Below are 24,301 nucleotides of genomic sequence, written 5' to 3'. Positions count from 1 at the left end.
TCAGTTCAGGTTCACCGCTGGCGAGCCGGCGGCCGGTGGGGCGGAAGCCAGCGGCGCGCTGCGCGCGCAGCCAAGCCTCCCAGGTGATTTCGGGATTCACGTGGCGCTTCTGGACGTGGTGGTTGCGGGCTGGCTCGGCTCGGCGGTGGCCAGGTGGTAGACGGCAAACAAGGCCGCCATGGCAAGCGTGGTGCCGACCCAGAGGGCCAGCAGCTCGACGATGGCGCGGCGGGTGGTCGGACGGCGCGTCATTGCCACCCCCGGCTGAAAAGGGTGGCGGCCAGCACCACCAGCGGCGGCGCCGTGCAGATCAGCAGTGCGGTCAGGAAGAAGTCGCGGTTCATGGCCGGGCTCAGTCCAGGCCGAAGCAACGGACCATCACCACGTACTCGTCGCCTTCCCAGTAGCGGTAGGCGATGGCCGGCGAGCGGTAGATGTCGAGGGAGTTCTTGCGGTCGAGCGCGGCCTCGTAGACCGAATCCTCGGTGGCGCCGCGGAACTCGAAGTGGTCGCGGCCGTGGATCCGGGTCACCGACTCGCGCACCAGGGTGCGGACGGAAACCACCTGGCCGCCGGCGGCGCGCTGCTGCGCGTCGTGCGCATGCTGGTACGCGGCAGCAAGGGGAATGGCATTTGGCATCGTCTGTCTCCAGCGAACCGCTGTGAACGTCAGCGGCGTGGAAAAAGTATAGATTCACTAGACTTGGTAAGTCAAGTGAATCTATACATTGTCGATGTTTTCTATACCCGAGCTTCAGGCGTGCGCGGTAGACTCGCCGCAATCTAGGAGCGGAGAACCGACAAATGGGACCGGATGACGTGATCCGAGAGTTCGAGCAGATGGCGCTCGACGACGATGTGGAGTTGGAGATTGACGACGTGATCGCCGGGCTGGCGATACTGCTGTGCGATCCGGCAATCCAGGGAAAGGAGAGGGCGCTGCTTACGCGGGCCGGTGCGACGCTCTATCGTGCGGGCCTGGACCAGAGGGTGGTCGCGGCACTGAAACGGCCGCAGTAGGCAACAAAAAGCCCGCGGGGTGGCGGGCTTTGGAGCGAGGAGTTATGGCTTTGGCGTTTGCTTGTCGATACGATCCTGCAAGGTTTTGATTTCCTGTGCTGTGTGCTCCAAGGATGCAGCCGTGTTTCTGCCTGATTCGAATGAGGCAACCATATTCGACAGAACAGTTGCGTTAAATGCCGCAACACCCAGGACGATAGTAAGTACAGCGCCGACCGCTGTCACGATGGTCGTGGTCTTAAGGTTGCTGATCGCTGCCCGAGTGTCCTTTAGAGAGTCTTCGACGCTGGAAAATTTCTGGTCGTAAAGGTGATCCCTTCCGTCCATTTTGGTAAGCATTGCATCGATCTTGCCTTCAATCGACGCAACACGAGCGTCCATCCTAGCTTCAATGGCTTCCAGCTTTGCGTCGAGTTCTGCACGTGTAACGTCGCTCATAAGCTCATTATGCTGTGCCGAAGGCATCTCTACAATGGGGTCCCCACCGCCATAGAAGGCGGGGGGCACAGAACCAATAAGCTCGGCGGGGTCGGGCCTCCACCATGTCACACCTGGCCGCATTTCCGGCGGCGAATGCCGATTCTCTTGCCCCGCTACATCACTGATCATGCGGTCGACTGCGGCTTTCGCCCAATCGGTTTCACCGTCAGCCATTGTCTTTGCCTCTTTCGGACACGGAAGCGCTAACTACCTCCAATCCTCGGAGGTAGTTTTGAAAAGTCGATTCGCGGATCTTATGAAGTTCCACAAGGTCGCCGGGCTGCGCAGCTAGGTGCGGCTTTGCGAGTTCTTCAATCTCCTCTTTTGTAAGGATGCCTTTTGCTACCAGCAAACTAGAGAGATTCACCAATAGAATCAACAGATTAGCGTTTACAGAGCTCAAGGCCCTCACTTGTCCAGACATAATTCGACGAACATCGGCGTCAAGTGCATCTTTAAAGATCTTGCTGATGTCGGTGTCGTCGTCAGGGGTTCGATCAGTCATTTCGACCTCGCTTAATCTGGGCGCCAAGCGGACCGCTTAACGATACCGCCCACAAAATGCATTCGTTCAATCTGGTCCTGCGGGATCCGCAGCATTCCGTGCTTCTCGTTCACAGACGACAGGTGGACGATGCCATCGCGGACATAGGCCAGTTCCTTGACCATCACGCGGCCATCCTGCGACTTGACCAGGACCTCATCGCCGTTCTGAACTTGGGTGTTCGGCTCGACCACCACGAATTCGTTGTGCTTTACCCGCGGCCGCATCGACTCGCCGTTGCAGCGCAGCGCATACGCGTCGGGGTCCTTGGTTGGGAAGAAGACGTAGCCGTCGCCGTGCCCAACGGGGTACTCGACGTCCACGAAGTGTCCGTTGTCACCTAACTGCGCCATGCCTCTAACGGGGATCTTCCTGAATGCGTCGTCAGGAATTTGGAACGTATCAAACGGGAGGGACGGCTCGTCGAGTTCTGGCTCGATCGCACCGCTGAGCTTCGGATCGCCCTGGCCATTGATCAGCCACTTCGGGCTGTAGCCGTACGCCTCCTGTAGCTTCACCGCATGGTGCAGGCCCAGCTTGGGGGAGTCGGGTTCGAGCAGAGACCGTACCACTGCCGGCTCAACGGCTAGAAGCTTTGCGAGGCCTGCGACGTCCAAGTGTTGTTCGGACATTACAGCCTGTAACCGGGCGGCCGGTGTCGTGCCCGCTTCGCTCCCTGGTTGCAAGCGAACAATGCCGCTGGCTTCCGCAGCGGGGAGATTTCGCTCGGCATCGAGTCGCGGACTAAAGGCCTTCAATTCGACGCCGAGGCCACGGGCGAAGCCGATCGCCGCCTCCATCGAAAGCGGTATCTGGCCGGCCAGGTATTGCGTGATCTTTGGTCCGATCTCGTACCTGCGGCCGAATTCGTCGACGCTGAGCCGGCCGCGGTGCTGCACAAACAGTGCGCTCAGGCGGGCCGCGTCCTCCTTCTGCCACGCCATCATGTTGCCGGCTCCAACCGCGGGCGCAGACGCGTCGTGACCTATCGGAAGTCCGCTGAGTTCTGCGATTGCCTCAAGCTGGCTGAAGCTGGCTTCGTGCCGGCCATTTTCCCAGGCCGAGATGTTCCCCTTCGTAAGGCCGAGTTTCTCCGCCAGCTGTTCCTGCGTGAGGCCAGCCTTCTTGCGGGCGAGACGGATCCAAGACTTTATTTCCATCGCGCGATAGTACAGAGAATCTAGACGCGAAAGGTCTATGTTTTCTTTACCTGAATGTCTAGATACTCTATACTTACTCGCAATTTCGGACTGATTTTCCATCATGAGCGATCACCCAGTTAAGCGTGCGGCCGATTTGGTAGGGGGCTATGCGGCCTTGGCCAAGCTTCTCGGCGTCACCAAAGGCGCGGTCCATCAATGGACTGACGAGGGGCGGCAGGTGCCGGCCGAACATTGTCCGGTGATCGAGCGCATCACCAATGGCTCGGTCACCTGCGAAGAGTTGAACGACAAGGTCGACTGGGCGTTTGTGAGGGCGTCGGGCGGTCATTAATAGCTGCGCGGCGTGTCCGCGCTTTATTGAACGGGCCCAGCGCGGCCCCACCGGGGGTATGACCATGCTGCGTCGTGTGCAGTCGCTTTCTGTTGTTCCGCGCCCGGGCCTGCGCGCGCGCCCGCGCCGATCTCGCCGCCATGCTGCCCGGCATCAGGTAGTAGCACCCGTTTCCCATTTCATTTTTGCCGGCCGCCGTGGCGCCCGGCTTTGTTGTTTCGTTGGGGTCAATCCTATGGAATCGATCGAGCACATTGGAGCATCGCATGCCTAGCTTGGAATCGATGGTCTTGAACCGCGTTGCTCCGCTCACGCAGAAGAAGGTGGCCGAGCGCATCGGCGTCGAAGCGACGAACTTCTCGCGCTTCCTGAACAACAGCGGGCACCGCCTGAGCTTCGCTGAGTTCTGCACGCTGTTCGAAGTGCTCGAGCTGGATGTCGTCGCGCCCGGCGATGACAGCATGGTTTGCCTGCCCCGCGACGAATACCAGGCGCTGCGCACGCTCGCCCGGAAGGGACTGGAGGTGGCGTGATGGACGAGGTGATCACCCTCAGCGTTGCCGTGTGGATGTTCCTGTTGGTGGTGGGCTCAGTGTTGTGGGGGTTGCTGAGATGAGTAAGAAGAACGACACCTGGATGCCGCTCTACATCGGCGACTACCTGGCCGACACGTCTCGGTTGACCACAGAGCAGCACGGCGCCTACCTGCTGATCCTGATGGACTACTGGCGCAACGGGCCCCCACTCGACGACGATGAAGAGCTGGCCACGATCGCCAAGCTTTCCGTGTCGCAGTGGCGCAAGCACGCGCCGAAGATCCGGGCTCTGTTCACGCCTGTCGACGGCCGCCTGGTGCAGAAGCGAGCCGAGCAGGAACGCGAGCGGGCCGGCCTGATCAGTAACAAACGGCGCGAGGCAGGGAAGCAAGGCGCTGCCAAGCGCTGGGGCAAAGAAGGTGGCAAACCGGATGACAAAGAGGTGGCAAATGCTATGGCAAATGGCATAGCAAATGGGATGGCAGACCCATCGTCACAGCCATGGCAAAACGATAGACCGTCACAGTCACAGTCACAGTCACATAACACCATACCTACTTCAAGCGGCGTAGGTACTTCACACGGTGTGGGCCCTGTGGATAACCCCGCGCCGCCGCCGCTTTCCGCTGACGCGATGGGCGACCTGCTGGTGCAGCTGGAGGCCGAGAAGGGCAGGGCGTTGCGGCTGTCATCGCGCGCGCACGAGGCGTTGCTCCGGATTGCAGATCGTTGCATCGGCGTGCCGGCGTTGCTCCGGGCTCATGCCCTCGCGTGCGCGCGAAGGGATGCCGACAGGGACACGTCGCCGGTGAACCCGGGGTTCCTGGAGATGTTCCTCGACGAGGCCATGGCCGAGCAGAAGGGCGGCACGCCGCCCGCGACCGACTGGGATGCCACGCCGGAAGGCGTTCAGGCCAAGGCGGAAGAGCTGGGCGTCCGGCGCGACCCGGACGAGCACGCGATCTGGTTCCGGCTGCGCGTCATCGCCGCGTCGGGCGACCAGCGGCTCATGGAACGCGAGGTCAGCAAGGCCGAGCGGATGAACCCGGGCGAGTTCGAGCGTGTGTACCGGCTCATGTACGGCGTGGCGCCGGGGCAGGTGGTGGCATGACGGTGCAATCGCTCTTCGACGAATCGCGGCCGCTCCGCCGCGTGGTGTTCGCCATCCCCGGACAGCCGGTGGCCAAGGGCCGGCCCAAGTTCGCGCGGCAGGGCGGCTTCGTCCGGACCTACACGCCCGAGAAGACCGCCACCTACGAGAACCTGGTGAAGCTCTTCGCCACACAGGCCATGTCGGGCCGGCCGCCGATCGAAGGCCCGGTCGAGTTATGGCTGGACATCAACCTGCAGATCCCGACCAGCTGGTCCAAGAAGCGCCAGCGCGAAGCCGCAGCGGGTCTCGTGGCAGCCACCAAGAAGCCGGACGCCGACAACGTGCTCAAGGCCGTGAAGGACGGCATGAACGGCATCGTCTGGCTGGACGACGCCCAGGCAGTGGAATACCGCATCAGCAAGCGCTACAGCACGTCACCATGCGTGCAGGTTAGCGTGGAACAGTTGCCGCTACAGGCGGCGTGAAGGAATGAATGTGACCGGGGAAAACACGATGGAAGAACGCCTTTTCGACAGCTCGCACGCGGCGCTGGTGTTCGCGTTCAACTACTCGGGCCAGCAGTACCAGGCATCGGCTATGAACAAGGCCATGACGCCTGCCATCGGCTCGGGGAAGGGATTGGTTGGCGTTGACGGCGCCGCGCAGGCCGGCATGGTCCGTCTCGAACTCAGCATGCTGCCCGAGCTGCACCAGGCGGTGCTCACCGCGCGCTGTGCGCCGCGCGACGTCGTCTGCGACTGCGGCCGGCCATGCTGCGCGGCCCGGCGCCCGAACCCGGAATGGGAAGCTGCCATCGTCTGGCTGACCGAGCGCGCGATGCAGCAGCTGTCTGGCTCGTTCTCGCACTACCGGGTGCGGCGGTCCATCCTGGAGAAGATCTTCGGCGTCCGTGTCGACCTGCAGCAGATCGCCGAGGACTGCGGTGCGCACCGCAACACGGTCAGCGCGCAGAACGCCAAGCTGAAGCTGTGGATCGAAGGCGAACGGAAGAAGGGGCTGATGGCGGCGCCCGGCGTTGAGTCTGTGGCCTGGCTGGCCATCGATGGGCGACTCATGGCAGCCGGGATGGTTGCCCTCGAAGAGCAGGCCGAAGCGTAGCCGTTTTCGAATTTTTCTTGACATTGTGCATTTCGTGCACAAAAATGCCCCTCATTCGATACACCTGCGAATTACGTCCAGAGCCCGCGCAAGCGGGCTTTTTGCATTTTTGACGCTGATTCGCAGGCCGCCCCGCTTGTCTCCTCCACCGTCCCAGGTGGTTTGCCCGGCCACCCGTTCCGGGCGTTTTTTCATTTGTTGTGAGGATAGTCCGCCGCTGCTAGAGTCCTCGATTTCGAAAAAGAGATCTGTAATGGACATTGGATTCCTATACGGAACTGCGGCAATATTTATCTATGCTGCCCTCGCAATCTTGGTCTACGTGGCGATGCTGACTTACCGTTTGGAGCAGAAGCGGTTTCGCACGAAGACAATTGCTGGTTTGCTTCTCATGCTTCTGGCGCTTGCCCCACGGGTAGTCCTGAGCGTGCTACCGGTCTCGATCGAGGCTTCGGTGAGCTTTCCTAGTGCGGTCAGGTCTATCTCCCTGGGCCTTGCCGTTCTGGCGTTTGCATACGCCAGCTTCTACTTCGCGAAGGGGAAGGGTTATAGCGGCGCTCTGGGCATAGTGGCTTCGCTTCTGCCGTTCGGTTCCATAACCCTTGTTTTCCTGAAAGACAAAAACAGGTCCGGTCCATTCTGGGATTGGCGACGCATATCGATTGTGGTTGTTGCTGCCATCGTGCTCATGCCGCTACACACGGCGCTGATGTACACAGGCCTGATGCTGTTCAGGTAGCAAAGGCGCATAGTTTCCCCCGAATTTTTACCGCGTATGAAAAAAGCCGATCAGCTCACAATCCGCTACCGCGCGGCCGACGAGCTGGTCCGCTATGAGCGCAATGCACGGACGCACAGCGCCAGCCAGATCGAGCAGATCAAGGCTTCGTTGCGCAAATTCGGCTGGACCAACCCGGCGCTGACCGCCGGCGACGATCTGCTGGCTGGCCACGGTCGGCTGGAAGCGGCCACGCAGATGTGGGCGTCTGGCGAGACCATCGCCAACTGCCCGGTGCCGGGCCAGGTGCCCACGGTCGACCTGTCGCACCTGTCGGCGGACGAACGCCGCGCGTACATCCTTGCGGACAACAAGCTGGCCGAGAACGCCGGTTGGGATGTCGACCTGCTGGCCGCCGAGCTGGTGGACCTGCGCGACGCCGAGTTCGACCTGACGGTGCTCGGCTTCACACCGGACGAGCTGGGCGAGCTGCTGGACCCACCGGGCCCGGCGCCTGGCCCGCAGCGCCGGACGCTGGCCGAGCAGTTCATGGTGCCGCCCTTCAGCACGCTCAACGCACGCGACGTGGCGTGGCAGGAACGCAAGGCCGCATGGCTGGGGTTGGGTATCCAGTCCGAGCTGGGCCGCGACGCGCCGGCCTATGCGTCGGCGTCGGACCACCAGAAGGCCGAGCAGGGCTACGCGCCGCAGCACCGCACCAGCATTTTCGACCCGGTGTTATGCGAGCTGGCCTATCGGTGGTTCTGCCCGCCGGGCGGCCTGGTGCTTGACCCGTTCGCCGGTGGCAGCGTGCGCGGCGTTGTCGCGGCGCGCCTCGGGCGCCCGTATGTGGGCATGGAGCTGCGCGCCGAGCAGGTGGACGCCAACCGCGGCCAACTGCACCTGGTGCAGACCGAAGACCCCGCGCCAGCCTGGCACGTGGGCGACAGCCGGCAGATTGCGCGGCGGCTGCCCGATGTCGAGGCCGACTTCCTGTTCTCGTGCCCGCCGTATGCGGACCTGGAACGGTATTCGGACGATCCGGCGGACCTGTCCACGATGGACTATCCGGCCTTCATGGAGGCCTACCGCGAGGTGATCGTCGGCGCCGTCAGCCTGCTGAAGCGTGACCGATTCGCCTGCTTCGTGGTCGGCGACGTGCGCGAGAAGCGCGGCACCGGCCCGTATCGGAATTTCGTGTCGGACACGATCGACACGTTCATCGATGCCGGCATGCGGCTGTACAACGAAGCCATCCTGCTGACCGCGCTGGGCAGCGCGCCCATCCGCGCGGGCAAGCAGTTCGCGGCCAGCCGGAAGCTGGGCAAGGTTCACCAGAATGTCCTGGTGTTCGTGAAGGGCGACTGGAAGCGTGCCCTGGCGGCGTGCGGTGACGTGGTGCTGGCGGATGATTTGTTCCCCGAACCTGACGAGTGATACCCATGGCGGGACGCAAACCTTTCGAGCCGACCGAGGAAGACCGCAGGCTGGTCAGCTCGCTGGCCGGGTTCGGTGCACCGCACGAGTACATCGCCAGCTGCATCGTGAACCCGCAGACGGGCAAGCCCATGACGCCCAAGACGCTGCGTGTGCATTTCCGCGCCGAGCTGGACACCGCTGTGGACCGGACGAACGCGCTGGTGGCCGAATCGCTGTTCAAGAAGGCGCGAGGCAACGGCAACGGCGCAGTGGCCGCCGCCATCTTCTGGATGAAGGTGCGGGCGGGATGGAAAGAGCCGGCCACAGGCATTGAACTGACGGGCAAAGACGGCGGGCCGGTCGAGCAACGAACCACCGTCGTCGATGAAAAACAGGTCGCAGCCGCTGTCGCGAAACTCGAAGACGAGTATTGACCCGTCCGTCGAGCGCGCCGTTCTGAAGGCGAAGTGCGAGCGAGATCACCTGTTTTTCAGCCGGTACTTCTTCAAGCACCGGCAGGGCATTAAATTCCGCGTCAACTGGCACCACGTGCTGATCGCGGACACGGTGCAACGCGTCATCGACGGCGAGCTGAAGAACGTCGTCATCAACGTCCCGCCGGGCTCGTCGAAAACCGAGTTGGTGGCGATCAACCTGATCGCCCGGGGCCTGGCAGTGAATCCGCGCGCGCGGTTCCTGCACATCTCGTATTCGGATGACCTGGCGCTGCTGAACAGCGAGACGGCGCGCGAGATTGTCCAGTCGGACGAGTTCCAGGAGCTGTGGCCGCTGTCGATCGCGCCGGACGCGAAGTCGAAGAAGCGCTGGAACGTCATCGCCGACGGCAAGAAGGCCGGCGGCGTGTACGCGGTGTCGCTCGGCGGCCAGATCACCGGCTTCCGCGCGGGCCACATGACCGAAGGATGGCAGGGCGCCATCATCATCGACGACCCGCTGAAGGTCGAGGACGCGTACAGCAAGCCGAACCGCGACAAGGCGAACCGCAAGCTGCTGTCCACGGTGAAGAGCCGGAAGGCCAACCCGGACACGCCGATCATCGTGATCATGCAGCGGCTGGCCGAGGAAGACCCGACGGGCTTCATCAAGGCCGGCAAGGTGCCGGGCGACTGGGAATTCATTGAGATCCCGGCGCTGATCACCGACGAATATGTCGAGGCGCTGCCCGAGCGCATCCGCACGCTGGTCGAGCACGGCGAGGCGGATGAAGACGGCCGGTTCAGCTACTGGCCCTACAAGGAACCGCTCGACGACCTGCTGGCCAGCGAGAAGGCTGACCGGTATGTATTCAGCGGGCAGTACATGCAGCGCCCCAGCCCGCTGGGCGGCGGCATCATCCGCAGCGCCAACTTCGGCCGGTACACGGTGGCGCCCGAACTGCACAAGCGCGTCATCTATGCCGACACGGCACAGAAGACCGCCGAGCGGAACGATTACAGCGTCCTGCAGTGCTGGGGGCATGGGAAGAACGGTCGGATCTACCTGCTCGACCAGATCCGGGGGAAGTGGCCGGCGCCCGAGCTGCGGCAGAAGGCCATCGACTTCTGGAACAAGCACCTGCCGTACGACTTCCACTTCGGCGCGGCACTCGTAAAGATGCGTGTCGAGGACAAGGCCAGCGGCACCGGGCTGATCCAGGACATCCAGGCGTCGGGGACCATCCCCGTCGAGGGGATCGAGCGGCACCGCGACAAGCTGGTGCGCGTCATGGACGTGGTCAGCTACATCGACGCCGGTCTGGTGATGATTCCCGAGGCGGCCGAGTGGGTGAGCGATTTCACGCAGGAATGCGACGCCTTCACGCCTGACGACACGCACGCACACGATGACCAGATCGATCCGATGGTGGACGCGATCAATGACATGCTGGCCGGCGGCCGGTCGCTGGACATCTGGACCAAACTCGGACAGCAATGAACCGTAACCAACGCAAAGCGCAGATCCGTGCGCACCGGGCCGAGGTGGCTGCGTCCGCGAGTGCCAAGCGCTGGATGACCGGTGACAGCTTCCAGAACTTCGAGGCACGTCTGGGCCTGGGCACCAACAACCAGGCGTCGCAGTTCAGCTACGGCTTCGATTTCATTTCGCGCAACCGCGTGCAGTTGGAGGCCATGTACCGGTCGAGCTGGATCGTTGGCCAGGCCGTCGACGTGGTTGCCGACGACATGACGCGCGCGGGCACCGAGATCGATGCCGAGCTGGACCCGTCCGACCAGAACAAGCTGAATGCCGCTTTCGAGCGGATGGGCCTCTGGGACCGCCTGAACGACACGATCAAGTGGGCGCGCCTCTATGGCGGCGCGCTGGCGGTGATGCTGATCGATGGGCAGAACCCGCGCACGCCATTGCGGCTGGACAGCATCGGCAAAGACCAGTTCAAGGGCCTGTACGTGCTGGACCGCTGGCTGGTGCAGCCGTCGCTCGAGGACCTGGTCACCGAGATGGGTCCGGACATGGGCCAGCCGCGCTACTACGATGTGGTGGCAGACAGCATGGCGCTGAAGCGCCAGCGGATCCACTACAGCCGGGTGCTGCGCATCGACGGCGTGGACCTGCCGTACTGGCAAAAAATCGCCGAGAACCTTTGGGGGCAGTCGGTCATCGAGCGGTTGATTGACCGGCTTGTGGCGTTCGATAGCACCACCATCGGCGCCGCCCAGCTGGTCTACAAAGCCCATCTCCGCACGTACAAGGTCGACAAGCTGCGCGAGATCATCGCCATGGGCGGCCCGGCGATGGAAGCGCTGGTGAAGAACGTCGACTTCATCCGCCGGTACCAGTCGAATGAGGGGCTGACCCTGATCGACGCGGCAGACGAGCTGCAGACGGATACCTACCAGTTCTCCGGGTTGGACAGCGTCCTGATGCAGTTCGGCCAGCAGTTGTCCGGCGCCCTGGGCATCCCGCTGGTGCGCCTGTTCGGCCAGTCGCCGGCCGGCCTGAACAGCACCGGCGAATCGGACCTGCGGACGTACTACGACAACACGAAGCAGCAGCAGGAACGGAAGCTGCGCGCGCCCGTCACGCGGCTGTATGACGTGGTGGTCCGGTCGGAGCTTGGGAAGCCGCCGCCGGAAGGCTTCGCTTACGGCTTCACGTCGCTGTGGCAGCTGTCCGACACCGAGAAGGCGCAGAACGCCAAGACGGTGACCGAGGCCGTGACGCAGGCCTACGACGCGGACCTGGTCGACAAGCCGACGGCCATGAAGGAACTGCGCCAGTCGAGCCACAGTACCGGGGTGTTCACCAGCATCACGGACGATGCGATCGAGGACGCGGAGAACGAGCCGCCCCCGGTGCCGGAAATGGAACTGCCTGATGTTGATGACCCGAACAACGGACCGGAAGCGCCGCCGCAATCCGGTAAGGACAAGCGGACCGGAAAGGGTGTATCGGACGCAGCTCCGACAGGTCGCGCAGCAGGTGGGCGTGTTGGTCAATGGCTTTCCGCCTGGCGATCCCGGCGTCCTGCCGACGATTGAGCAGTTGCTGCAGCGGTACGCCGAGGCGCTGACGCCGTGGGCCGAGCGAGCCGCGGCCGAGATGCTGACCGAGGTGAACCGGCGGGACGAAAAGGCCTGGATGCAGTACTCGGCCGACCTGTCTCGCGCGCTGCGGCAGGAGATCCGGACGGCGCCGACCGGCGCTGCCATGCAGGCCCTGATGGGCGAGCAGGTGACGCTGATCAAGTCCATCCCGCTGGATGCGGCCAAGCGTGTGCACAAGCTGATCATCGAGGGCATCGAGGACAGCACCAGGGCGTCGGAGATCTCGAAGGCGATTCAGGCATCGGGCGACGTGGCCAAGAGCCGCGCCGACCTGATCGCCCGGACCGAGGTCGCGCGCACCGCGTCGACCCTGACCGAGGCGCGCGCGCTGCATGTCGGCTCGCCTGGGTACTTCTGGCGGACGTCCGGCGACGGTGACGTGCGCGACTCGCATCGTGAAATGGAAGGCAAGTTCGTCGCCTGGGATGACCCGCCCACGCTGGACGGGATGAAAGGCCACGCCGGCCAGTTCCCGAACTGTCGCTGCTACACGGAACCTGTGATTTCCGAGGATTGATATGCGCTTCTACACAGTACAGAAGCTGGGCCCGAAGCGCTCGCTGACGCCCGAGGGCTTCCTGCTGTGCGAGGAAGTGCCCGTGGCGCGCACCGGCGAGATGTTGTACGGCCCGGGCGAGGTGCCCGTCGAGCCTGGCCCCGACGGCCTGATCCGCATCAGTCGGACTCCCGAAGAGGTGTTCCGTGCCGAGACGCTGGCCAGCTGCATCGGCAAGCCGGTGACGTTGGACCATCCGGACGACTTCGTCACGCCCGCCAACTTCGCCACGCTCGGTAAGGGCGCGATGCTCAACCTGCGCCGCGGCACCGGCATCGCCGACGACCTGCTGGTCGCTGACCTGATGGTGACCGATCAGCAGGCCATCGATGCGATCCAGACGGACGGCATCGAAGAGGTCAGCCTCGGGTATGAGGCGGACTACGAACAGGTATCACCCGGCCGCGGGGTACAGCGGAACATCGTTGTCAACCACGTAGCCCTCGTCGAGCGCGGCCGGTGTGGCCCGCGCTGCGCGATCGGCGATAAGGAACCCGAAGACATGAAGACTTTTGACAGCAAGCCCAAGGGCAAGCGTACGTTCGCCGACCGCATCCGCGCGGCGTTCATGGCCAAAGACGCCGAGGGCGCAGAGGAACTGGCCAAGGAAGCCGAGGCCATGGACGAGGAATCCGAGGAAGAGCGCGCGAAGCGTGAAGCTGCGGAGGACGCTGCCAAGACCGGCGACGCGCTGGGCCAGATCCTGAAGACGGTCAAGGCGCTGGACTCCCGTCTCGCCAAGATCGAGGCGCGTGACGAAGAATCGGAAGAAGAGCGGAAGGCCCGCGAGGCGAAGGAGAAGGAGAGCAAGACCGGCGACGGCGGTGAAGAACTGACCGACCCGGGCACTGCCGCCACGATCAGCCAGGCCGAAGTCGACCTCTACACCGGCGACGCGGCGGCCAGCATCCCGTCGCGCGCTGAGATCCTGGCGCCGGGCATCAAGCTGCCGACCTTGGACGCCAAGATGGCGACCAAGGACCGCGCATCCGCACTCTGCAAGTGCCAGCGCAAGGCGCTCGACCTGGCCTACCAGACCGAGGCGGGCAAGGCCGCCATCACGCCGTTCCTCGGCGGCCTGACGACCGATTTCGAGAGGCTGCCCGCCGCGCTCGTGCACGCCGCGTTCATGGGTGCCAGCGAACTGATCAAGGCACAGAACAACGGGCGCACGCACGACGGCGTCGCGAAGACCAAGGATTTCGGCAAGCCCCGCACGGCCGCCGACATCAACGCAGCCAACCGCAAGTACTGGGCCGACCGGTCCGCCAACTAAGGGAGTGCCACATGGGCAACGCAATCCTGTATCGCATGGCCTCGGGCATCCCCGGGGATATCTCGCGCCAGTCGCAGGCGACCGTCGAGTCGCAGATCCTGAACTCGGCGCTGCCGTTCCCCGGCTACGGGCTGTTCGGCAAGATCGCCGCGGGCAAGTTCGTGCCGATCGCTGGCGGTGACGCCGCCACGGCCGTGTATGGCCTGCTGGTCCGTCCGTACCCGACCACCGGCGGCGCCGGGTCGGAGCCGCTCGGCACGGCCACGCCTCCGACCACCGGCGTCGCGGACGTCATGCGCCGCGGCTACATGACAGTCAAGAACAACGCCGGCACGCCGGCCATTGGTGGCCAGGTGTATGTGCGGGTTGCCGCAGCTGCCGCTGGCAAGCCGATCGGCGGCATCGAGGCGGCTGCGGACAGCACCAACACCATCGCGGTTGTTGGCGCCACGTTTATGAACGCCGGCGATGCCAACGGCAACGTCGAGATCTCCTACAACATCTAAGGGGTTTCCCAGAATGAGCAAAATCATCCTCCCGCGCATGGCCGCGGCGGCTGCCATCGCCATGGTCAACGCCCCGGCGATCATCCGCGCCCGCACGCGCGACAGCATGCTGACCTTCGACAGCCGCACGATCGACAGCACTGGCGCCTTCCTGATTGGCGAACTGGAACGCCTGGACCAGACGCTGCACGGCCCGCTGGCCTCGGTGACCTGGTCGCGCGATATCGACCTGCGCGAGGACGTGTCCATCGCCGACGAGACGTCGTCGTTCACGAACTCCAGCTTCGCCGCTGCGGGCGGCGCTTCCCCGAACGGCAAGTCGTGGATCGGCAAGGACGCTTCGGCCATCGCAGGCATCGCGCTGGACATCGGCAAGACGGCCAGCCCGCTGACGCTGTGGGGCATGCAGATCGGCTGGACCATCCCTGAGTTGGAATCCGCCCAGAAGCTGGGGCGCCCGGTGGACCAGCAAAAGTTCACCGGCATGCAGCTCAAGCACAACATGGACGTCGACGAGCAGGTGTACATCGGCGATACCGTGCTGGGAGTCACCGGCCTGGTGAATGCGGCGACGGTTACCAACGTGTCGAATGCCGCCACCGGCACCTGGGCGACGGCCACGCCAGATCAGATCGTCGCGGACGTCAATGAGCTTCTGACGAGCGTGTGGGCGGCGTCCGCCTATGCGGTATGCCCGTCCGAGCTGCGCCTGCCACCGGCCAAGTTCGGGCTGCTGGTCAGCCGCAAGGTCAGCGATGCGGGCAACATCAGCATCCTCGAGTACGTGAAGCAGAACACGATCTCGAACTCGATCAACGGCCGGCCGCTGAACATCCAGCCGCTGAAGTGGCTGTTCCAGCGCGGGGTCGCGAACGCGGACCGCATGATGGCGTACACCAAGGAGCAGGACAAGGTTCGGTTCCCGCTGGTGCCGCTTCAGCGCACGCCGCTGGAATATCGCGACATCCGTCAGCTCACCACCTACTTCGGCCGGCTGGGCGTGGTCGAGGTGGTGTACCCCGAGCTGATCGGCTACCGCGACGGCATCTAAGGAGCGCGCCATGCCGAAGATCTACGTTCGCAAGGCCTTCGTGCTCCAGCACGAGGGCGGGAAGCACGAGTTCCCCGTGGGCAACCACACCGTGCCACCGGCGGTGGCCGAGCACTGGTTCGTGAAGGCCCATATCGGCGAGGAGCCGGCGGCGGGTGGGGAGGCCGGTGACCTGGCCGAGCAGCGGGCAGCCCTAGATTCCGCAGGGCAGTTCCTGGAAGGGAAGGCCAAGGAATTGAAGGAACGGCAGGACGCTCTGGACATGCGCGCCGGCACGGTCGCCGACCGCGAGAAGGCTGCCGACCAGCGCGAAGCCGACTTGAACGCCCGCGCCGAAGCGCTGGACACCCGCGAGGTGGCTATCGCCGAGCGCGAGAAGGCGGCGGACGCCGCGGCCAAGCAGACCGGCAAGAAGTAAGGGGGTATGATGCCTCGCGAGGGGCATCAGCCAACCACCTATGACACCAGAACAGTTCAGAGCCGACTTTCCGGAGTTTGCCGACGCGACGAAGTACTCGGACGCGTCCATCGACTTTCAGCTGATCATCGCGACGTCACTGGTGAACCCCTGCCGATGGGGCGTGCTGACCGATCAGGGCATTGAGCTTTGCGCGGCGCACTTCCTCGTACTCGCTCGACGGGACGAGGCGACAGCTGAAGTCGGTGGCATCCCGGGCCAGGTCACCGGCCCGCAATCTTCCAAGGCAGTCGACAAGGTCAGCGCCAGCTACGACACCGGCGCAGCGACCATTGACGACGCCGGTATGTGGAACCTGACGACCTACGGTGTCCGGTTTCTCACTCTCGCCAGAATGATGGGCGCAGGCGGCATGCAGTTGTAGCCGCGCCAGCCCATCGGGGATATCCCATGGGCTTCATGAAGGTGGACAGGCTGAAGCAGGTGCTTCAGTCCATCAACGGCTTGGTCGACCAGCAAGTCCTTGTCGGCGTGCCTGACAGCACCGCCGGGCGCAAGGACGATGGCGCACCGCTCAGCAATGCCGAAATCGGATACATCCAGGAGAACGGCGCGCCGGAGATCAATCTTCCGGCGCGTCCACACCTGGTGCCGGGCGTCGCCGCTGCGCAGCCGAAGACGTTGCCTCAGCTGCAGAAGGGCGTTGAAGCGGCGCTGGATGGCGACATTGACGGCGCAAAGCGGCGGTTGAGCATGGCCGGCCTGGCTGCGCAGTCCTCGGTTCGAGCGCTGATCAGCAGCGGCATCGGCCCGGCGCTGAGCGAGGCAACGCTGCGCAACCGCGCGCGGCGAGGCCGGAAGGGGGCGAAGGAAGAACTGGCGTCCCGCGCCGCCGGTCAGCAGCCCAGCACTGAGCTGGCCAAGCCGCTGATCGACACCGCCCAGTACCGCAACTCGATCACCTACGTGCTACGCAAAAGGAAGTGACCCATGGCACTACTCGACGTCGTCGACGTGCTGCTCGATCCGGACTTCATGGACACCGGCCTGGTGTGCAACCGGATGGCGCAGACAGTCGACGGGCACGGCCGCGCCCAGAATTTGCCCACGGCTACGCTGTTCGCCGCAGTGGTCACCAGCGACAAGGGCGACATCCTGCAGCGCGGCTCGGACGGCAGCCTGATCACTGGTTCGATCACGCTGCATACGCCGCTTCGCCTGAAGGACGGCAGCCCAGGGCAGGGCGCCGACGAGGTGGTCTGGCAGGGCCGAACCTATACCGTGGTCAGCGTCAACGACTATAGCCATTTCGGGCGCGGCTTCGTTGCCGCCACCTGCGATCTGAAACCGCTCTCGGGGTAATCCATGGCAAATACCAGCGCCACCGGCGGCTACCTTGCGCCGACGGCGCCGGTTCCGCCAGACGACGATGATCTCGACAACCTGTTGCAGGAACTGGTCGCAGGGGTGACCGGCTTGCCCGGGGAGATGGTGCGGCCGCGCTGGCAGCCGACCGTCCCGACGCAGCCTGAGCCGACCGAGAACTGGTGCGCGATGGGCGTCAGCGTGCAGACGAACGACTCAGGCCCCGCCATTCAGCATGACCCTGCCGGCGACGGCAGCGACACCTACACCCGGCATCAGCAGATCGACCTGATGTGCTCCTTCTACGGGCCGAGCGCCAAGGGGTACGCCCAGCGCCTGGCCGACAGCATGTCCATTCCGCAGAACAGCGAGCAGCTGGCGCTGAACGGGATGAAGTTCGTCCGCGCCAGCGACATCCAGCCAGTGCCGGCCCTCATCAACCAGCAGTGGAACCGGCGCTATGACCTGACGCTGGTGCTGCGCCGCAAGCTCACCCGGACCTATCCGGTCCTCAACCTGTTGTCCGCCGAAGTGCAGAGCACCACCAACTCGGTGCCGCCGGTGGCCGCGACGACCAACATTCACCAGTAGAGGAATGACTATGTCCAACGGACTGCCGGTATCGCGGCTGATCAACGTCTCCATCAACATGTCGCCGCTGGCGGCCCAGGGCGCCAACCTCAACAATGAGGTGATCCTGGGCGCCTCGCCGGTGATCGACACCAACGAACGCATGCGCTCGTACGGAACCATCGACGCCGTGGGCAGCGACTTCGGCAACACCGCGCCGGAATACCTGGCCGCGCTGCTGTACTTCCAACAGACGCCCCAGCCGTCGCAGCTCAACATCGGCCGGTGGGCGAAGACCGCCACGGCGGGCTCGCTGCGAGGCGCGGCGCTGTCCGCCGCCCAGAAGGACATCACCGTGTGGAAAGCCGTCACGGCCGGTTCGTTCAAGCTGACCGTCGACGCCACCGTGAAGACGGTCTCGGCGCTAGACTTCTCGAGCGTGACCAACCTGAACGGTGTGGCCACGATCATCCAGACGGCGCTGGCCGGCGCCGGATTTGTGTGGAACGGCACCCAGTTCGTGGCCACCTCGCCGACCACGGGGACCGCCTCGAAGATCAGCTACGCCACGCCGAGTGGCTCTGGCACCGATATCTCGGCCATGCTGGGCATGACCAGTGGCCTGGCCTCGGTTCCGGTCGACGGTATCGTGGCCGAGGCCCCGGACGCGTGCGTCAACATCTTCCTGGACCGCTTCGCGAACAAGTTCCTCGGTATCCAGTTCGCCGACACGTCGCTGACGAACGACCAGCACGTCGCAGTGGCCGACCTGATCGAGGCGGATCAGCGCCACATCTACGGCGCCACCACGCAGGAGCCACAGGCGCTGGACGGTACCGCGACGACGGACCTGCTGTCCCGGTTCAAGGCCAAGGGTTACAAGTACTCGTTCGCGCAGTACTCGAGCAACAGCCCGTACGCCGCAGCGTCGCTGTTCGGCCGGTTGCTGACGACCAATTTCAACGGCAACAACACGACGATCACCCTGATGTACAAGCAGGAGCCGGGCATCGTGCCGGAGACCCTGTCGAGCAGCCAGGCCAACGTGTTGCAGGACAAGCGGGGCAATGTGTTCGTCGAGTACGACAACGACACGGCCATCGTGCAGTACGGCGTGACGCCGAGCGGCATCTACATCGACTCGGTCTACAACTCGATCTGGTTCCGTAACCGCGTCCAGACCGATGTGTACAACCTGCTGTACCAGAGCCAGACGAAGGTACCGCAGACCGACGCCGGCAATGCGCTGATCGCCACGACGATCGAAGCGGCCTGCGCGGCCGCTGTGAACAACGGCTATCTGGCACCGGGCGTCTGGAACTCCGATGGCTTCGGCGCGCTGAAGCAGGGCGACACGCTGGCTAAGGGCTACTACGTCTACGCGCCGCCGATCGCGTTGCAGTCGCAGGCCGACCGCGAGGCCCGGAAGTCCGTGGCGTTCCAGGTTGCGGCGAAGGAAGCCGGCGCCATCCACACCGTTGACATCCTCGTCAACGTGAACCGCTGATAGGGGAAATTATGTCCGGAACGTATTCGTTCATCGATGTACAGGCTTCCATCGTCGGGCCCGGGGGGGCCTTCTCGCTGGGTTACGGCGAGGCCACGGCCGAGGAAGGCATTACGGTCGCCATGGCAAATGACAAAAACGCCATGACTATTGGCTCGGACGGTAGCGGCCAGCACAGCCTGCGTGCCGACAATTCGGGCCAGATTACCCTGCGTTATCTGAAGACGGCGCCCGTGAACCGCACCCTGATGGCGCTGTACAACGCGCAGCGTATCGACAGTCGTCTGTGGGGCAAGAATGTGCTCACCGTGTCGCAGTCGGTCGCAGGCGACATCGTCGCCGCAACCCAATGCGCGTTCAAGAAGGTGCCAGACCTGACGTATGCCACCGAGGGCGGCACGGTCGAGTGGGTGTTCGACTGCGTGCGCATCGACGAAATGCTGGGGACCTACTGACCATGGGCCGTGAAATCCAACTTGGCGGCAACGCCTATTCGATCGGGCGCCTGACGGCGAAACAGCAGTTCCACGTGTCGCGCCGCATCGCGCCGATCATCCCGCCGCTGATCCCGGTGTTCGTGAAGCTGGCCAAGACGAGCGGTGGCGCGGCCGGCGCGATGGATGCGCTGACCCAAGACCTCGACGGCTTCGGCCAGGTCCTGCAGCCGTTTGCTGACGCACTTGCGGCCATGAACGATGCTGATGCCGACTACGTCATGGACAACTGCCTGACTGCCGTGCAGCGGCAGCAGCCCACAGGCTGGGCCCGCGTGGTGTCGCCCGAGCAGAAGACGCTCATGTTCCAGGACATGGACATGGCCGTGATCCTGCCGCTGGTGGTGCAGGTCATCGTGGCCAACCTCGGCCCTTTTATTCAAGGGCTGCTTACCAGCCAAGCGAGCAGCCCGGAATCGGTGGCACAGGCTGGCTGAAGCACCTGCCAGACGGCGAGGACTGGCTGCTGGCACCGGTTGCCGAGGGCTGGTGCAATTATGAGTCCCTGATCGACGGCACCCTGGGGCTTGAAGACATCGCGCTGATGAACGACGCGCTGGCCGTCCGGGCCGACAACCAGGCGGCCGCGCGCCGCATATTGGAACAGCAGAGCAATGGCCCAAAGCACCGTCATCCGTGAATTTCTTGTCGCCCTGGGCTTCAAGGTCGACGAGAAGGGCCTGAAGAGGTTCAGCGACGGCGTCGAGCAGGCCACGAAGGGCGTCAAGCAGCTGGTGACGACCATCTCGGCATCAGCGCTGGCCGTCAGCGTGGGCGTCTCGGCGCTGGCGTCGAAGCTGGAGAACCTGTACTTCGTCTCGAAGCGCACCGGCGCGGCGGCCACCAGCCTGAAGGCGTTTGACTTCGCAGCGCGGAATCTGGGCATCTCGACCGAGACGGCCTTCGGTGCGGTGGAGAGCCTGGCCAAGTTCCTGCGCAACAATCCGGCCAGCGAGGGATACCTGGCGACGCTGGGCGTGCAGACGCGCAACGCCAACGGCGAGCTGCGCGACACGGTCGACATCCTGTCCGACCTCGGCGCGCAACTGGCGAAGCAGCAGACCTGGCTGGCCAGCCAGTACGGAAGCGTGCTCGGCATCGACGAGAACTTGCTGCTGGCCATGCGCGATGGCGATTTCGCCAAGTTCATGCAGCAGTATCGGGAGATGTCCCGGAAAAACGGCCTGGACAAGGCAGCCGAAGACGCGCACCAGTTCATGGTCGCTCTGCGGGGCTTGGGCACCACGTTTGAGAACTTCGGCATCAAGGTGGAGGGCGCGCTGCTGCGCAAGGTGGGGCCGCAGCTCGATCGCTTCCAGAAGTGGTTCGAAGATCATTCGGACGAGATCGCTGATCGTGCCGCAGACATTGCCGCCGCGATCCTGGCCGCAGCCACTGCGCTCGGCCCACCCCTGTCGTGGCTGGTCGACCAGTTCATCGAGCTGGACAAGGCCACGGACGGCTGGTCGACAAAGATCATGCTGCTGGTTGGCGCGTTCGGCGCGCTGGGCGGCTTCAAAATCGTCAGCGGCATCTGGAAGATGGTCGCGGCGGTGCGCGCGCTGGGCGCGGCCAATGCCGCTGCGGCGGCTGCCGGCGGCGTTTCTGCTGCTGGGGGTGCCGCTGGTGCTGGCGCAGCTGCTGGCGCAGGCGCTGGCTGGCTGGCTCGCTTCCTGCCGTGGGCAGCTCGGATCGGCGGCGCCGCCGCGTTGCTCTTCCATAGCGGCGGCCTGAACAACGGCGAGGATGCTGAGCTGGCGCGCCGGCGCGGCGCCGCCGGGCGGGGCGGGGCGGCGCTTGCTGCCGGTGGCGGCGTCAACGGCCCCATCGACGCGGTGTCGTTCTTCCAACGCATGGGCTGGAACCATGACCAGGCGGTCGGCATCGTGGCCAACCTGCAGCGCGAGAGCGGCAGCGACCTGAACCACCGCGCCGTCGGCGACAACGGGCGTGCCTATGGCGTCGCGCAATGGCACCCGGACCGGCAGGCAAATTTCAAGGCATGGGCCGGCAAGGACATTCGCGACTCGTCCCTGATGGAACAACTGCAGTTCGTGAACCACGAGCTGACACAGGGCGCGGAGCAACGCGCCGGTCAACTGCTGCGCGCAGCGCAGAATGCCCAACAGGCAGGCGAAATCGTGTCGCGCTACTACGAGCGGCCGGCGCAAGCCGACCTGGAGGCCGCGCGCCGCGGCTCGGCAGCCGTCGACCTGCAGCAGCAGACCAACATCAACCTGTACGGCGTGTCGGACCCCACGGCCGCCGGCCGGGCTGTCGCCAGCGAGCAACGCCAGGTGAACGACGAAATCGTGCGCAACATGCAGGGGGTAATCTCGTGAGTTTCCTCGACATCATCACCCTGGTGCCGAAGACCATTGGCCCGGTGAAGATCGGCTGCACGTTTGAGGAAGCGCACCAGGACGAACTGCAGATCACTGAGCACCCGGTCGAGAAGGGCGCGCAGATCAACGATCACGCGTTCAAGCTGCAGCCGGAGGTAACGATCCAATGTGGCTGGTCGAATGCCGACCTGGCCGCGCTGATCGGCACGCTGGAATCGATCTTCACGGGGGGTGGCCTGCCGTCGGCGGACTACATCAGCACGGTGTATTCGCAGCTGCTGGCGCTGCAGGAGACGCGCCAACCCTTCGACGTCGTGACGTCGATGCGCATGTACCGCGACATGCTGTTCAAGTCGCTGCGCGTGGTGAAGGACCAGAAGACCGGAGAGGCGTTAAGCGTTACGGCCACGCTGAAGCAGATCCGGATCGTGCAGACGCAGGCGACCCGGCTGCCGCCCAAGGAAGACCAGGCTGACCCGAAGGCCACGGCCGAGACCCAGAACACCGGCACCAAGGCCGCGACGCCGGCCACGCCGGCGCCGGGCGGTTCCGTGCCACCGACGAGCATGTGATGGCGACCTTCTATGAGATCCCCCTGACGCCGGATCCACAGCGGTTCACGGTGACGCTGAGCGGCGTGGACTATCGGATGACGGTGCAATACCGCAACGCAGGCGGCGCAGGCTGGGTGCTGGACATCGCCGACGCGACCAATCAGCCGCTCGTGAGCGGCGTTCCGCTGGTCACCGGTGCGGACTTGCTGGGGCAATATCGTCACCTCAACTTCGGCGGGCGGCTGTGGGTACAGGGTGCGGCTAACCCCGACGACGTGCCCACGTTTGACGACCTGGGCATTGGCTCGCATGTTTTCTGGGTGACGGACTGATGGGTACCAAGCAATATGACCGGAAGGCCTCCATCCTGGTCGGCCAATCCAGCGGTGCTGCGATTGAGCTGTCCGAACTTCGGTGCGTGTTCAAGGTCAGCCGCGGCGACCTGCAGACGCCGAACTCGGCCCGCGTGCGCGTGTACAACGTCTCCGAAACCACCAAGCAGAGGATCGAGAAGGAATTCACGCGGCTGGTTGTGCAGGGCGGCTATGAGGGCAATTTCGGCATCATCTTCGACGGCACCATCAAGCAGGTGCGGCGCGGCCGGGAAAGCCAGACCGACACGTACCTGGACATCACCGCCGCGGATGGTGACTCGGCCTACAACTTCGCGGTGGTAAACGCGACGCTGGCTGCCGGGTCCACGGCGAGCGATCACGTGGCGGCCGCCTGCACGGCCATGAACCCGTACGGCGTCACGCAGGGCTATACGCTCGAGCTGCCGACGAACCCGCTGCCGCGTGGAAAAGTGATGTTTGGCATGGCCAGGGACTTCATGCGCTGGACGGCGCGTACGCAGCAGGCGGTATGGAGCATCCAGGATGGCAGGGTCATTCTGGTGCCCGAGACTTCGTACATGCCGGGCGACATCCCGGTGGTAACGGCCGAGACAGGCATGGTCGGTCTGCCCGAGCAGACCCAAAACGGCATCACGATCAAGATGCTGCTGAACCCGAGCGTCAAAATCGGCCGGCTGATCAATATCGATAACGCCAGCGTTCAGCGCTACGAGTACAGCCTGAATGTCGGGCAGCAGGCCCAGAACGAGCGGATCCAGCAGCAGGCGAAACTACAAGACGACGGGTTCTACTACGTGATGATCGCGGAACACTCTGGCGATACGCGGGGGAACGAGTACTACACCGAAGTGATCTGCTTGGCGGCCGACGTCACGGTGCTGCCTGACCACTTCAAAGACAAAGGCGCGGTACCGCCGGACAACGTGATCAAGAAGTTCGGCTAGCGCCCGTAGGTGGGCAGCGCCTTGATGGTCATGGTGTTGCGGTCCGCCTGGACGTCCGCCAGCGGCAAGACACTGAGCGATATGGACTTGGTCTGCATCTTCGGCACCACGATGATCGCATTGCCGTCGATGTCCTTCCCCCAACATCCGATGTCCCAGACGCCTCTGTATGACGCGTAGGCGCGCATGTCCTTGGCGTGGACCAGGGGCAGCTCGCACTTCTTCTTCAGATAGAGGATGGTGGGGAAGGGGTTGTTGACGGTCTGCCCCACCTGCATGCCGGCGAACGGATAGACATAGGCCTCTTCTGCCGTGGCCAGAGCCGGGGCAAGCACAGCGGCGATCAGTACCAGCTTCTTCATAGCGACAC

At 64.1% G+C, this 24,301-nt stretch carries 35 protein-coding genes; 28 read left to right on the top strand and 7 right to left on the bottom strand.

Features of this window, described 5'->3' with window-relative positions:
- Positions 1-96 precede the first annotated feature (96 nt).
- A complete protein-coding gene (locus SB751_RS23290; protein ID WP_410748617.1) occupies positions 97-252 on the bottom strand; it encodes a hypothetical protein in 156 nt (51 codons plus the stop codon).
- 100 nt (positions 253-352) lie between these two features.
- Entirely contained in the window at positions 353-640 is a 288-nt protein-coding gene (locus SB751_RS23285; protein ID WP_410748616.1) for a hypothetical protein, read from the bottom strand.
- 164 nt (positions 641-804) lie between these two features.
- Between SB751_RS23285 and SB751_RS23280 the strand changes: the two genes are divergently transcribed.
- Positions 805-1,020 carry a hypothetical protein gene (locus tag SB751_RS23280; protein WP_410748615.1) on the top strand — a complete coding sequence of 72 codons (216 nt, stop codon included), beginning with the start codon at positions 805-807 and terminating at the stop codon, positions 1,018-1,020.
- 42 nt (positions 1,021-1,062) lie between these two features.
- Here SB751_RS23280 and SB751_RS23275 read toward each other — a convergent pair whose 3' ends face one another.
- The 3 genes from SB751_RS23275 to SB751_RS23265 are packed head-to-tail and all read right to left on the bottom strand — an operon-like array spanning position 1,063 to position 3,309.
- Entirely contained in the window at positions 1,063-1,674 is a 612-nt protein-coding gene (locus tag SB751_RS23275; protein ID WP_410748614.1) for a hypothetical protein, read from the bottom strand.
- Positions 1,667-2,005, bottom strand: a complete 339-nt coding sequence (locus SB751_RS23270) for a hypothetical protein (protein ID WP_410748613.1) — start codon at positions 2,003-2,005, stop codon at positions 1,667-1,669. Before SB751_RS23270 ends, SB751_RS23275 begins: the two co-directional genes overlap by 8 nt.
- An 11-nt stretch (positions 2,006-2,016) precedes the next feature.
- Complete coding sequence (locus SB751_RS23265; protein WP_410748612.1) at positions 2,017-3,309, bottom strand: helix-turn-helix domain-containing protein; 1,293 nt, start codon at positions 3,307-3,309, stop codon at positions 2,017-2,019.
- Between SB751_RS23265 and SB751_RS23260 the strand changes: the two genes are divergently transcribed.
- The 5 genes from SB751_RS23260 to SB751_RS23240 all read left to right on the top strand — a co-directional run bounded on the left by SB751_RS23260 (position 3,308) and on the right by SB751_RS23240 (position 6,286).
- The gene (locus tag SB751_RS23260; protein ID WP_410748611.1) at positions 3,308-3,538 is read left to right on the top strand and encodes a helix-turn-helix domain-containing protein; all 231 of its coding nucleotides are present in this window, start codon (positions 3,308-3,310) and stop codon (positions 3,536-3,538) included. The two genes, SB751_RS23265 and SB751_RS23260, sit on opposite strands and share 2 nt — an antisense overlap.
- A 266-nt stretch (positions 3,539-3,804) precedes the next feature.
- On the top strand, positions 3,805-4,071 hold the full coding sequence (locus SB751_RS23255; RefSeq protein WP_313817872.1) for a CII family transcriptional regulator: 267 nt from the start codon (positions 3,805-3,807) through the stop codon (positions 4,069-4,071).
- A 79-nt stretch (positions 4,072-4,150) separates the two neighbouring features.
- The gene (locus SB751_RS23250; RefSeq protein WP_410748610.1) at positions 4,151-5,185 is read left to right on the top strand and encodes a YdaU family protein; all 1,035 of its coding nucleotides are present in this window, start codon (positions 4,151-4,153) and stop codon (positions 5,183-5,185) included.
- Positions 5,182-5,652: a RusA family crossover junction endodeoxyribonuclease gene (locus SB751_RS23245; RefSeq protein ID WP_410748609.1), complete on the top strand. Its 471-nt coding sequence runs from the start codon at positions 5,182-5,184 to the stop codon at positions 5,650-5,652. The genes SB751_RS23250 and SB751_RS23245 overlap by 4 nt, the downstream gene beginning before the upstream one ends.
- 28 nt (positions 5,653-5,680) lie before the next feature.
- Positions 5,681-6,286 carry a DNA-binding protein gene (locus tag SB751_RS23240; RefSeq protein WP_410748608.1) on the top strand — a complete coding sequence of 202 codons (606 nt, stop codon included), beginning with the start codon at positions 5,681-5,683 and terminating at the stop codon, positions 6,284-6,286.
- 51 nt (positions 6,287-6,337) lie between these two features.
- Here the strand turns inward: SB751_RS23240 and SB751_RS23235 are convergent, their stop codons facing one another.
- Positions 6,338-6,547 (bottom strand): hypothetical protein, encoded by a 210-nt coding sequence (locus SB751_RS23235; protein ID WP_410748607.1) that lies wholly within the window; start codon positions 6,545-6,547, stop codon positions 6,338-6,340.
- Between SB751_RS23235 and SB751_RS23230 the strand changes: the two genes are divergently transcribed.
- From SB751_RS23230 to SB751_RS23125, 22 genes are read left to right on the top strand one after another with little or no spacing between them, the layout of a single operon-like run.
- Positions 6,540-7,025, top strand: a complete 486-nt coding sequence (locus SB751_RS23230; RefSeq protein WP_410748606.1) for a hypothetical protein — start codon at positions 6,540-6,542, stop codon at positions 7,023-7,025. The genes SB751_RS23235 and SB751_RS23230 overlap by 8 nt on opposite strands.
- Before the next feature lie 36 nt (positions 7,026-7,061).
- Complete coding sequence (locus SB751_RS23225) at positions 7,062-8,441, top strand: DNA methyltransferase (protein WP_410748605.1); 1,380 nt, start codon at positions 7,062-7,064, stop codon at positions 8,439-8,441.
- A gap of 5 nt (positions 8,442-8,446) precedes the next feature.
- Complete coding sequence (locus SB751_RS23220; RefSeq protein WP_410748604.1) at positions 8,447-8,857, top strand: hypothetical protein; 411 nt, start codon at positions 8,447-8,449, stop codon at positions 8,855-8,857.
- Positions 8,808-10,358 (top strand): phage terminase large subunit, encoded by a 1,551-nt coding sequence (gene terL, locus SB751_RS23215; RefSeq protein ID WP_410748603.1) that lies wholly within the window; start codon positions 8,808-8,810, stop codon positions 10,356-10,358. The genes SB751_RS23220 and terL overlap by 50 nt, the downstream gene beginning before the upstream one ends.
- Positions 10,355-11,923: a DUF1073 domain-containing protein gene (locus tag SB751_RS23210; protein ID WP_410748602.1), complete on the top strand. Its 1,569-nt coding sequence runs from the start codon at positions 10,355-10,357 to the stop codon at positions 11,921-11,923. Before terL ends, SB751_RS23210 begins: the two co-directional genes overlap by 4 nt.
- On the top strand, positions 11,874-12,506 hold the full coding sequence (locus SB751_RS23205) for a phage minor head protein (protein ID WP_410748626.1): 633 nt from the start codon (positions 11,874-11,876) through the stop codon (positions 12,504-12,506). Before SB751_RS23210 ends, SB751_RS23205 begins: the two co-directional genes overlap by 50 nt.
- Before the next feature lies 1 nt (position 12,507).
- Positions 12,508-13,821 (top strand): DUF2213 domain-containing protein, encoded by a 1,314-nt coding sequence (locus SB751_RS23200; RefSeq protein ID WP_410748601.1) that lies wholly within the window; start codon positions 12,508-12,510, stop codon positions 13,819-13,821.
- Between the two features lie 11 nt (positions 13,822-13,832).
- Positions 13,833-14,327, top strand: coding sequence for a hypothetical protein (locus tag SB751_RS23195; protein WP_410748600.1), 495 nt, complete (start codon positions 13,833-13,835; stop codon positions 14,325-14,327).
- Positions 14,328-14,340: 13 nt separating this feature from the next.
- A complete protein-coding gene (locus SB751_RS23190) occupies positions 14,341-15,378 on the top strand; it encodes a DUF2184 domain-containing protein (protein WP_410748599.1) in 1,038 nt (345 codons plus the stop codon).
- Between the two features lie 10 nt (positions 15,379-15,388).
- Positions 15,389-15,796, top strand: coding sequence for a hypothetical protein (locus tag SB751_RS23185; RefSeq protein ID WP_410748598.1), 408 nt, complete (start codon positions 15,389-15,391; stop codon positions 15,794-15,796).
- A gap of 40 nt (positions 15,797-15,836) precedes the next feature.
- Positions 15,837-16,220 carry a DUF4054 domain-containing protein gene (locus SB751_RS23180; protein ID WP_410748597.1) on the top strand — a complete coding sequence of 128 codons (384 nt, stop codon included), beginning with the start codon at positions 15,837-15,839 and terminating at the stop codon, positions 16,218-16,220.
- A gap of 26 nt (positions 16,221-16,246) precedes the next feature.
- The gene (locus SB751_RS23175; RefSeq protein ID WP_410748596.1) at positions 16,247-16,783 is read left to right on the top strand and encodes a hypothetical protein; all 537 of its coding nucleotides are present in this window, start codon (positions 16,247-16,249) and stop codon (positions 16,781-16,783) included.
- A 3-nt stretch (positions 16,784-16,786) separates the two neighbouring features.
- Positions 16,787-17,158: a hypothetical protein gene (locus SB751_RS23170; RefSeq protein WP_410748595.1), complete on the top strand. Its 372-nt coding sequence runs from the start codon at positions 16,787-16,789 to the stop codon at positions 17,156-17,158.
- A gap of 3 nt (positions 17,159-17,161) precedes the next feature.
- On the top strand, positions 17,162-17,752 hold the full coding sequence (locus tag SB751_RS23165; RefSeq protein WP_410748594.1) for an LIC_12616 family protein: 591 nt from the start codon (positions 17,162-17,164) through the stop codon (positions 17,750-17,752).
- 10 nt (positions 17,753-17,762) lie between these two features.
- The gene (locus SB751_RS23160; protein WP_313817905.1) at positions 17,763-19,238 is read left to right on the top strand and encodes a DUF3383 domain-containing protein; all 1,476 of its coding nucleotides are present in this window, start codon (positions 17,763-17,765) and stop codon (positions 19,236-19,238) included.
- 11 nt (positions 19,239-19,249) lie between these two features.
- On the top strand, positions 19,250-19,693 hold the full coding sequence (locus SB751_RS23155) for a phage protein (RefSeq protein WP_410748593.1): 444 nt from the start codon (positions 19,250-19,252) through the stop codon (positions 19,691-19,693).
- Positions 19,694-19,695: 2 nt separating this feature from the next.
- A complete protein-coding gene (locus tag SB751_RS23150) occupies positions 19,696-20,169 on the top strand; it encodes a phage tail assembly chaperone (RefSeq protein WP_410748592.1) in 474 nt (157 codons plus the stop codon).
- Entirely contained in the window at positions 20,148-20,372 is a 225-nt protein-coding gene (locus tag SB751_RS23145; protein ID WP_410748625.1) for a DUF6889 family protein, read from the top strand. The genes SB751_RS23150 and SB751_RS23145 overlap by 22 nt, the downstream gene beginning before the upstream one ends.
- A complete protein-coding gene (locus SB751_RS23140) occupies positions 20,347-22,074 on the top strand; it encodes a phage tail tip lysozyme (RefSeq protein WP_410748591.1) in 1,728 nt (575 codons plus the stop codon). The genes SB751_RS23145 and SB751_RS23140 overlap by 26 nt, the downstream gene beginning before the upstream one ends.
- Positions 22,071-22,649 (top strand): phage baseplate protein, encoded by a 579-nt coding sequence (locus SB751_RS23135; RefSeq protein WP_410748590.1) that lies wholly within the window; start codon positions 22,071-22,073, stop codon positions 22,647-22,649. The genes SB751_RS23140 and SB751_RS23135 overlap by 4 nt, the downstream gene beginning before the upstream one ends.
- Positions 22,649-22,963, top strand: a complete 315-nt coding sequence (locus tag SB751_RS23130; protein ID WP_410748589.1) for a phage baseplate plug protein — start codon at positions 22,649-22,651, stop codon at positions 22,961-22,963. Before SB751_RS23135 ends, SB751_RS23130 begins: the two co-directional genes overlap by 1 nt.
- Entirely contained in the window at positions 22,963-23,931 is a 969-nt protein-coding gene (locus tag SB751_RS23125; RefSeq protein WP_410748588.1) for a phage protein, read from the top strand. Before SB751_RS23130 ends, SB751_RS23125 begins: the two co-directional genes overlap by 1 nt.
- Here the strand turns inward: SB751_RS23125 and SB751_RS23120 are convergent.
- Positions 23,928-24,293, bottom strand: coding sequence for a hypothetical protein (locus SB751_RS23120; RefSeq protein ID WP_410748587.1), 366 nt, complete (start codon positions 24,291-24,293; stop codon positions 23,928-23,930). The genes SB751_RS23125 and SB751_RS23120 overlap by 4 nt on opposite strands.
- Between the last annotated feature and the right edge of the window lie 8 nt (positions 24,294-24,301).

The sequence above is a fragment of the Cupriavidus sp. SIMBA_020 genome (assembly GCF_046535395.1).
GTDB lineage: Bacteria > Pseudomonadota > Gammaproteobacteria > Burkholderiales > Burkholderiaceae > Cupriavidus > Cupriavidus campinensis.
Note: the sequence above shows the minus strand (reverse complement) of the source record. Positions and strands in the feature narration are given on the sequence as shown.

Coding starts and splice junctions, on each gene's coding strand:
- SB751_RS23290 (WP_410748617.1), bottom strand. CDS start 252: ATGACGCGCCGTCCGACCACCCGCCGCGCCATCGTCGAGCTGCTGGCC.
- SB751_RS23285 (WP_410748616.1), bottom strand. CDS start 640: ATGCCAAATGCCATTCCCCTTGCTGCCGCGTACCAGCATGCGCACGAC.
- SB751_RS23280 (WP_410748615.1), top strand. CDS start 805: ATGGGACCGGATGACGTGATCCGAGAGTTCGAGCAGATGGCGCTCGAC.
- SB751_RS23275 (WP_410748614.1), bottom strand. CDS start 1,674: ATGGCTGACGGTGAAACCGATTGGGCGAAAGCCGCAGTCGACCGCATG.
- SB751_RS23270 (WP_410748613.1), bottom strand. CDS start 2,005: ATGACTGATCGAACCCCTGACGACGACACCGACATCAGCAAGATCTTT.
- SB751_RS23260 (WP_410748611.1), top strand. CDS start 3,308: ATGAGCGATCACCCAGTTAAGCGTGCGGCCGATTTGGTAGGGGGCTAT.
- SB751_RS23265 (WP_410748612.1), bottom strand. CDS start 3,309: ATGATGGAAAATCAGTCCGAAATTGCGAGTAAGTATAGAGTATCTAGA.
- SB751_RS23255 (WP_313817872.1), top strand. CDS start 3,805: ATGCCTAGCTTGGAATCGATGGTCTTGAACCGCGTTGCTCCGCTCACG.
- SB751_RS23250 (WP_410748610.1), top strand. CDS start 4,151: ATGAGTAAGAAGAACGACACCTGGATGCCGCTCTACATCGGCGACTAC.
- SB751_RS23245 (WP_410748609.1), top strand. CDS start 5,182: ATGACGGTGCAATCGCTCTTCGACGAATCGCGGCCGCTCCGCCGCGTG.
- SB751_RS23240 (WP_410748608.1), top strand. CDS start 5,681: ATGGAAGAACGCCTTTTCGACAGCTCGCACGCGGCGCTGGTGTTCGCG.
- SB751_RS23230 (WP_410748606.1), top strand. CDS start 6,540: ATGGACATTGGATTCCTATACGGAACTGCGGCAATATTTATCTATGCT.
- SB751_RS23235 (WP_410748607.1), bottom strand. CDS start 6,547: ATGTCCATTACAGATCTCTTTTTCGAAATCGAGGACTCTAGCAGCGGC.
- SB751_RS23225 (WP_410748605.1), top strand. CDS start 7,062: ATGAAAAAAGCCGATCAGCTCACAATCCGCTACCGCGCGGCCGACGAG.
- SB751_RS23220 (WP_410748604.1), top strand. CDS start 8,447: ATGGCGGGACGCAAACCTTTCGAGCCGACCGAGGAAGACCGCAGGCTG.
- terL (WP_410748603.1), top strand. CDS start 8,808: ATGAAAAACAGGTCGCAGCCGCTGTCGCGAAACTCGAAGACGAGTATT.
- SB751_RS23210 (WP_410748602.1), top strand. CDS start 10,355: ATGAACCGTAACCAACGCAAAGCGCAGATCCGTGCGCACCGGGCCGAG.
- SB751_RS23200 (WP_410748601.1), top strand. CDS start 12,508: ATGCGCTTCTACACAGTACAGAAGCTGGGCCCGAAGCGCTCGCTGACG.
- SB751_RS23195 (WP_410748600.1), top strand. CDS start 13,833: ATGGGCAACGCAATCCTGTATCGCATGGCCTCGGGCATCCCCGGGGAT.
- SB751_RS23190 (WP_410748599.1), top strand. CDS start 14,341: ATGAGCAAAATCATCCTCCCGCGCATGGCCGCGGCGGCTGCCATCGCC.
- SB751_RS23185 (WP_410748598.1), top strand. CDS start 15,389: ATGCCGAAGATCTACGTTCGCAAGGCCTTCGTGCTCCAGCACGAGGGC.
- SB751_RS23180 (WP_410748597.1), top strand. CDS start 15,837: ATGACACCAGAACAGTTCAGAGCCGACTTTCCGGAGTTTGCCGACGCG.
- SB751_RS23175 (WP_410748596.1), top strand. CDS start 16,247: ATGGGCTTCATGAAGGTGGACAGGCTGAAGCAGGTGCTTCAGTCCATC.
- SB751_RS23170 (WP_410748595.1), top strand. CDS start 16,787: ATGGCACTACTCGACGTCGTCGACGTGCTGCTCGATCCGGACTTCATG.
- SB751_RS23165 (WP_410748594.1), top strand. CDS start 17,162: ATGGCAAATACCAGCGCCACCGGCGGCTACCTTGCGCCGACGGCGCCG.
- SB751_RS23160 (WP_313817905.1), top strand. CDS start 17,763: ATGTCCAACGGACTGCCGGTATCGCGGCTGATCAACGTCTCCATCAAC.
- SB751_RS23155 (WP_410748593.1), top strand. CDS start 19,250: ATGTCCGGAACGTATTCGTTCATCGATGTACAGGCTTCCATCGTCGGG.
- SB751_RS23150 (WP_410748592.1), top strand. CDS start 19,696: ATGGGCCGTGAAATCCAACTTGGCGGCAACGCCTATTCGATCGGGCGC.
- SB751_RS23140 (WP_410748591.1), top strand. CDS start 20,347: ATGGCCCAAAGCACCGTCATCCGTGAATTTCTTGTCGCCCTGGGCTTC.
- SB751_RS23130 (WP_410748589.1), top strand. CDS start 22,649: ATGGCGACCTTCTATGAGATCCCCCTGACGCCGGATCCACAGCGGTTC.
- SB751_RS23125 (WP_410748588.1), top strand. CDS start 22,963: ATGGGTACCAAGCAATATGACCGGAAGGCCTCCATCCTGGTCGGCCAA.
- SB751_RS23120 (WP_410748587.1), bottom strand. CDS start 24,293: ATGAAGAAGCTGGTACTGATCGCCGCTGTGCTTGCCCCGGCTCTGGCC.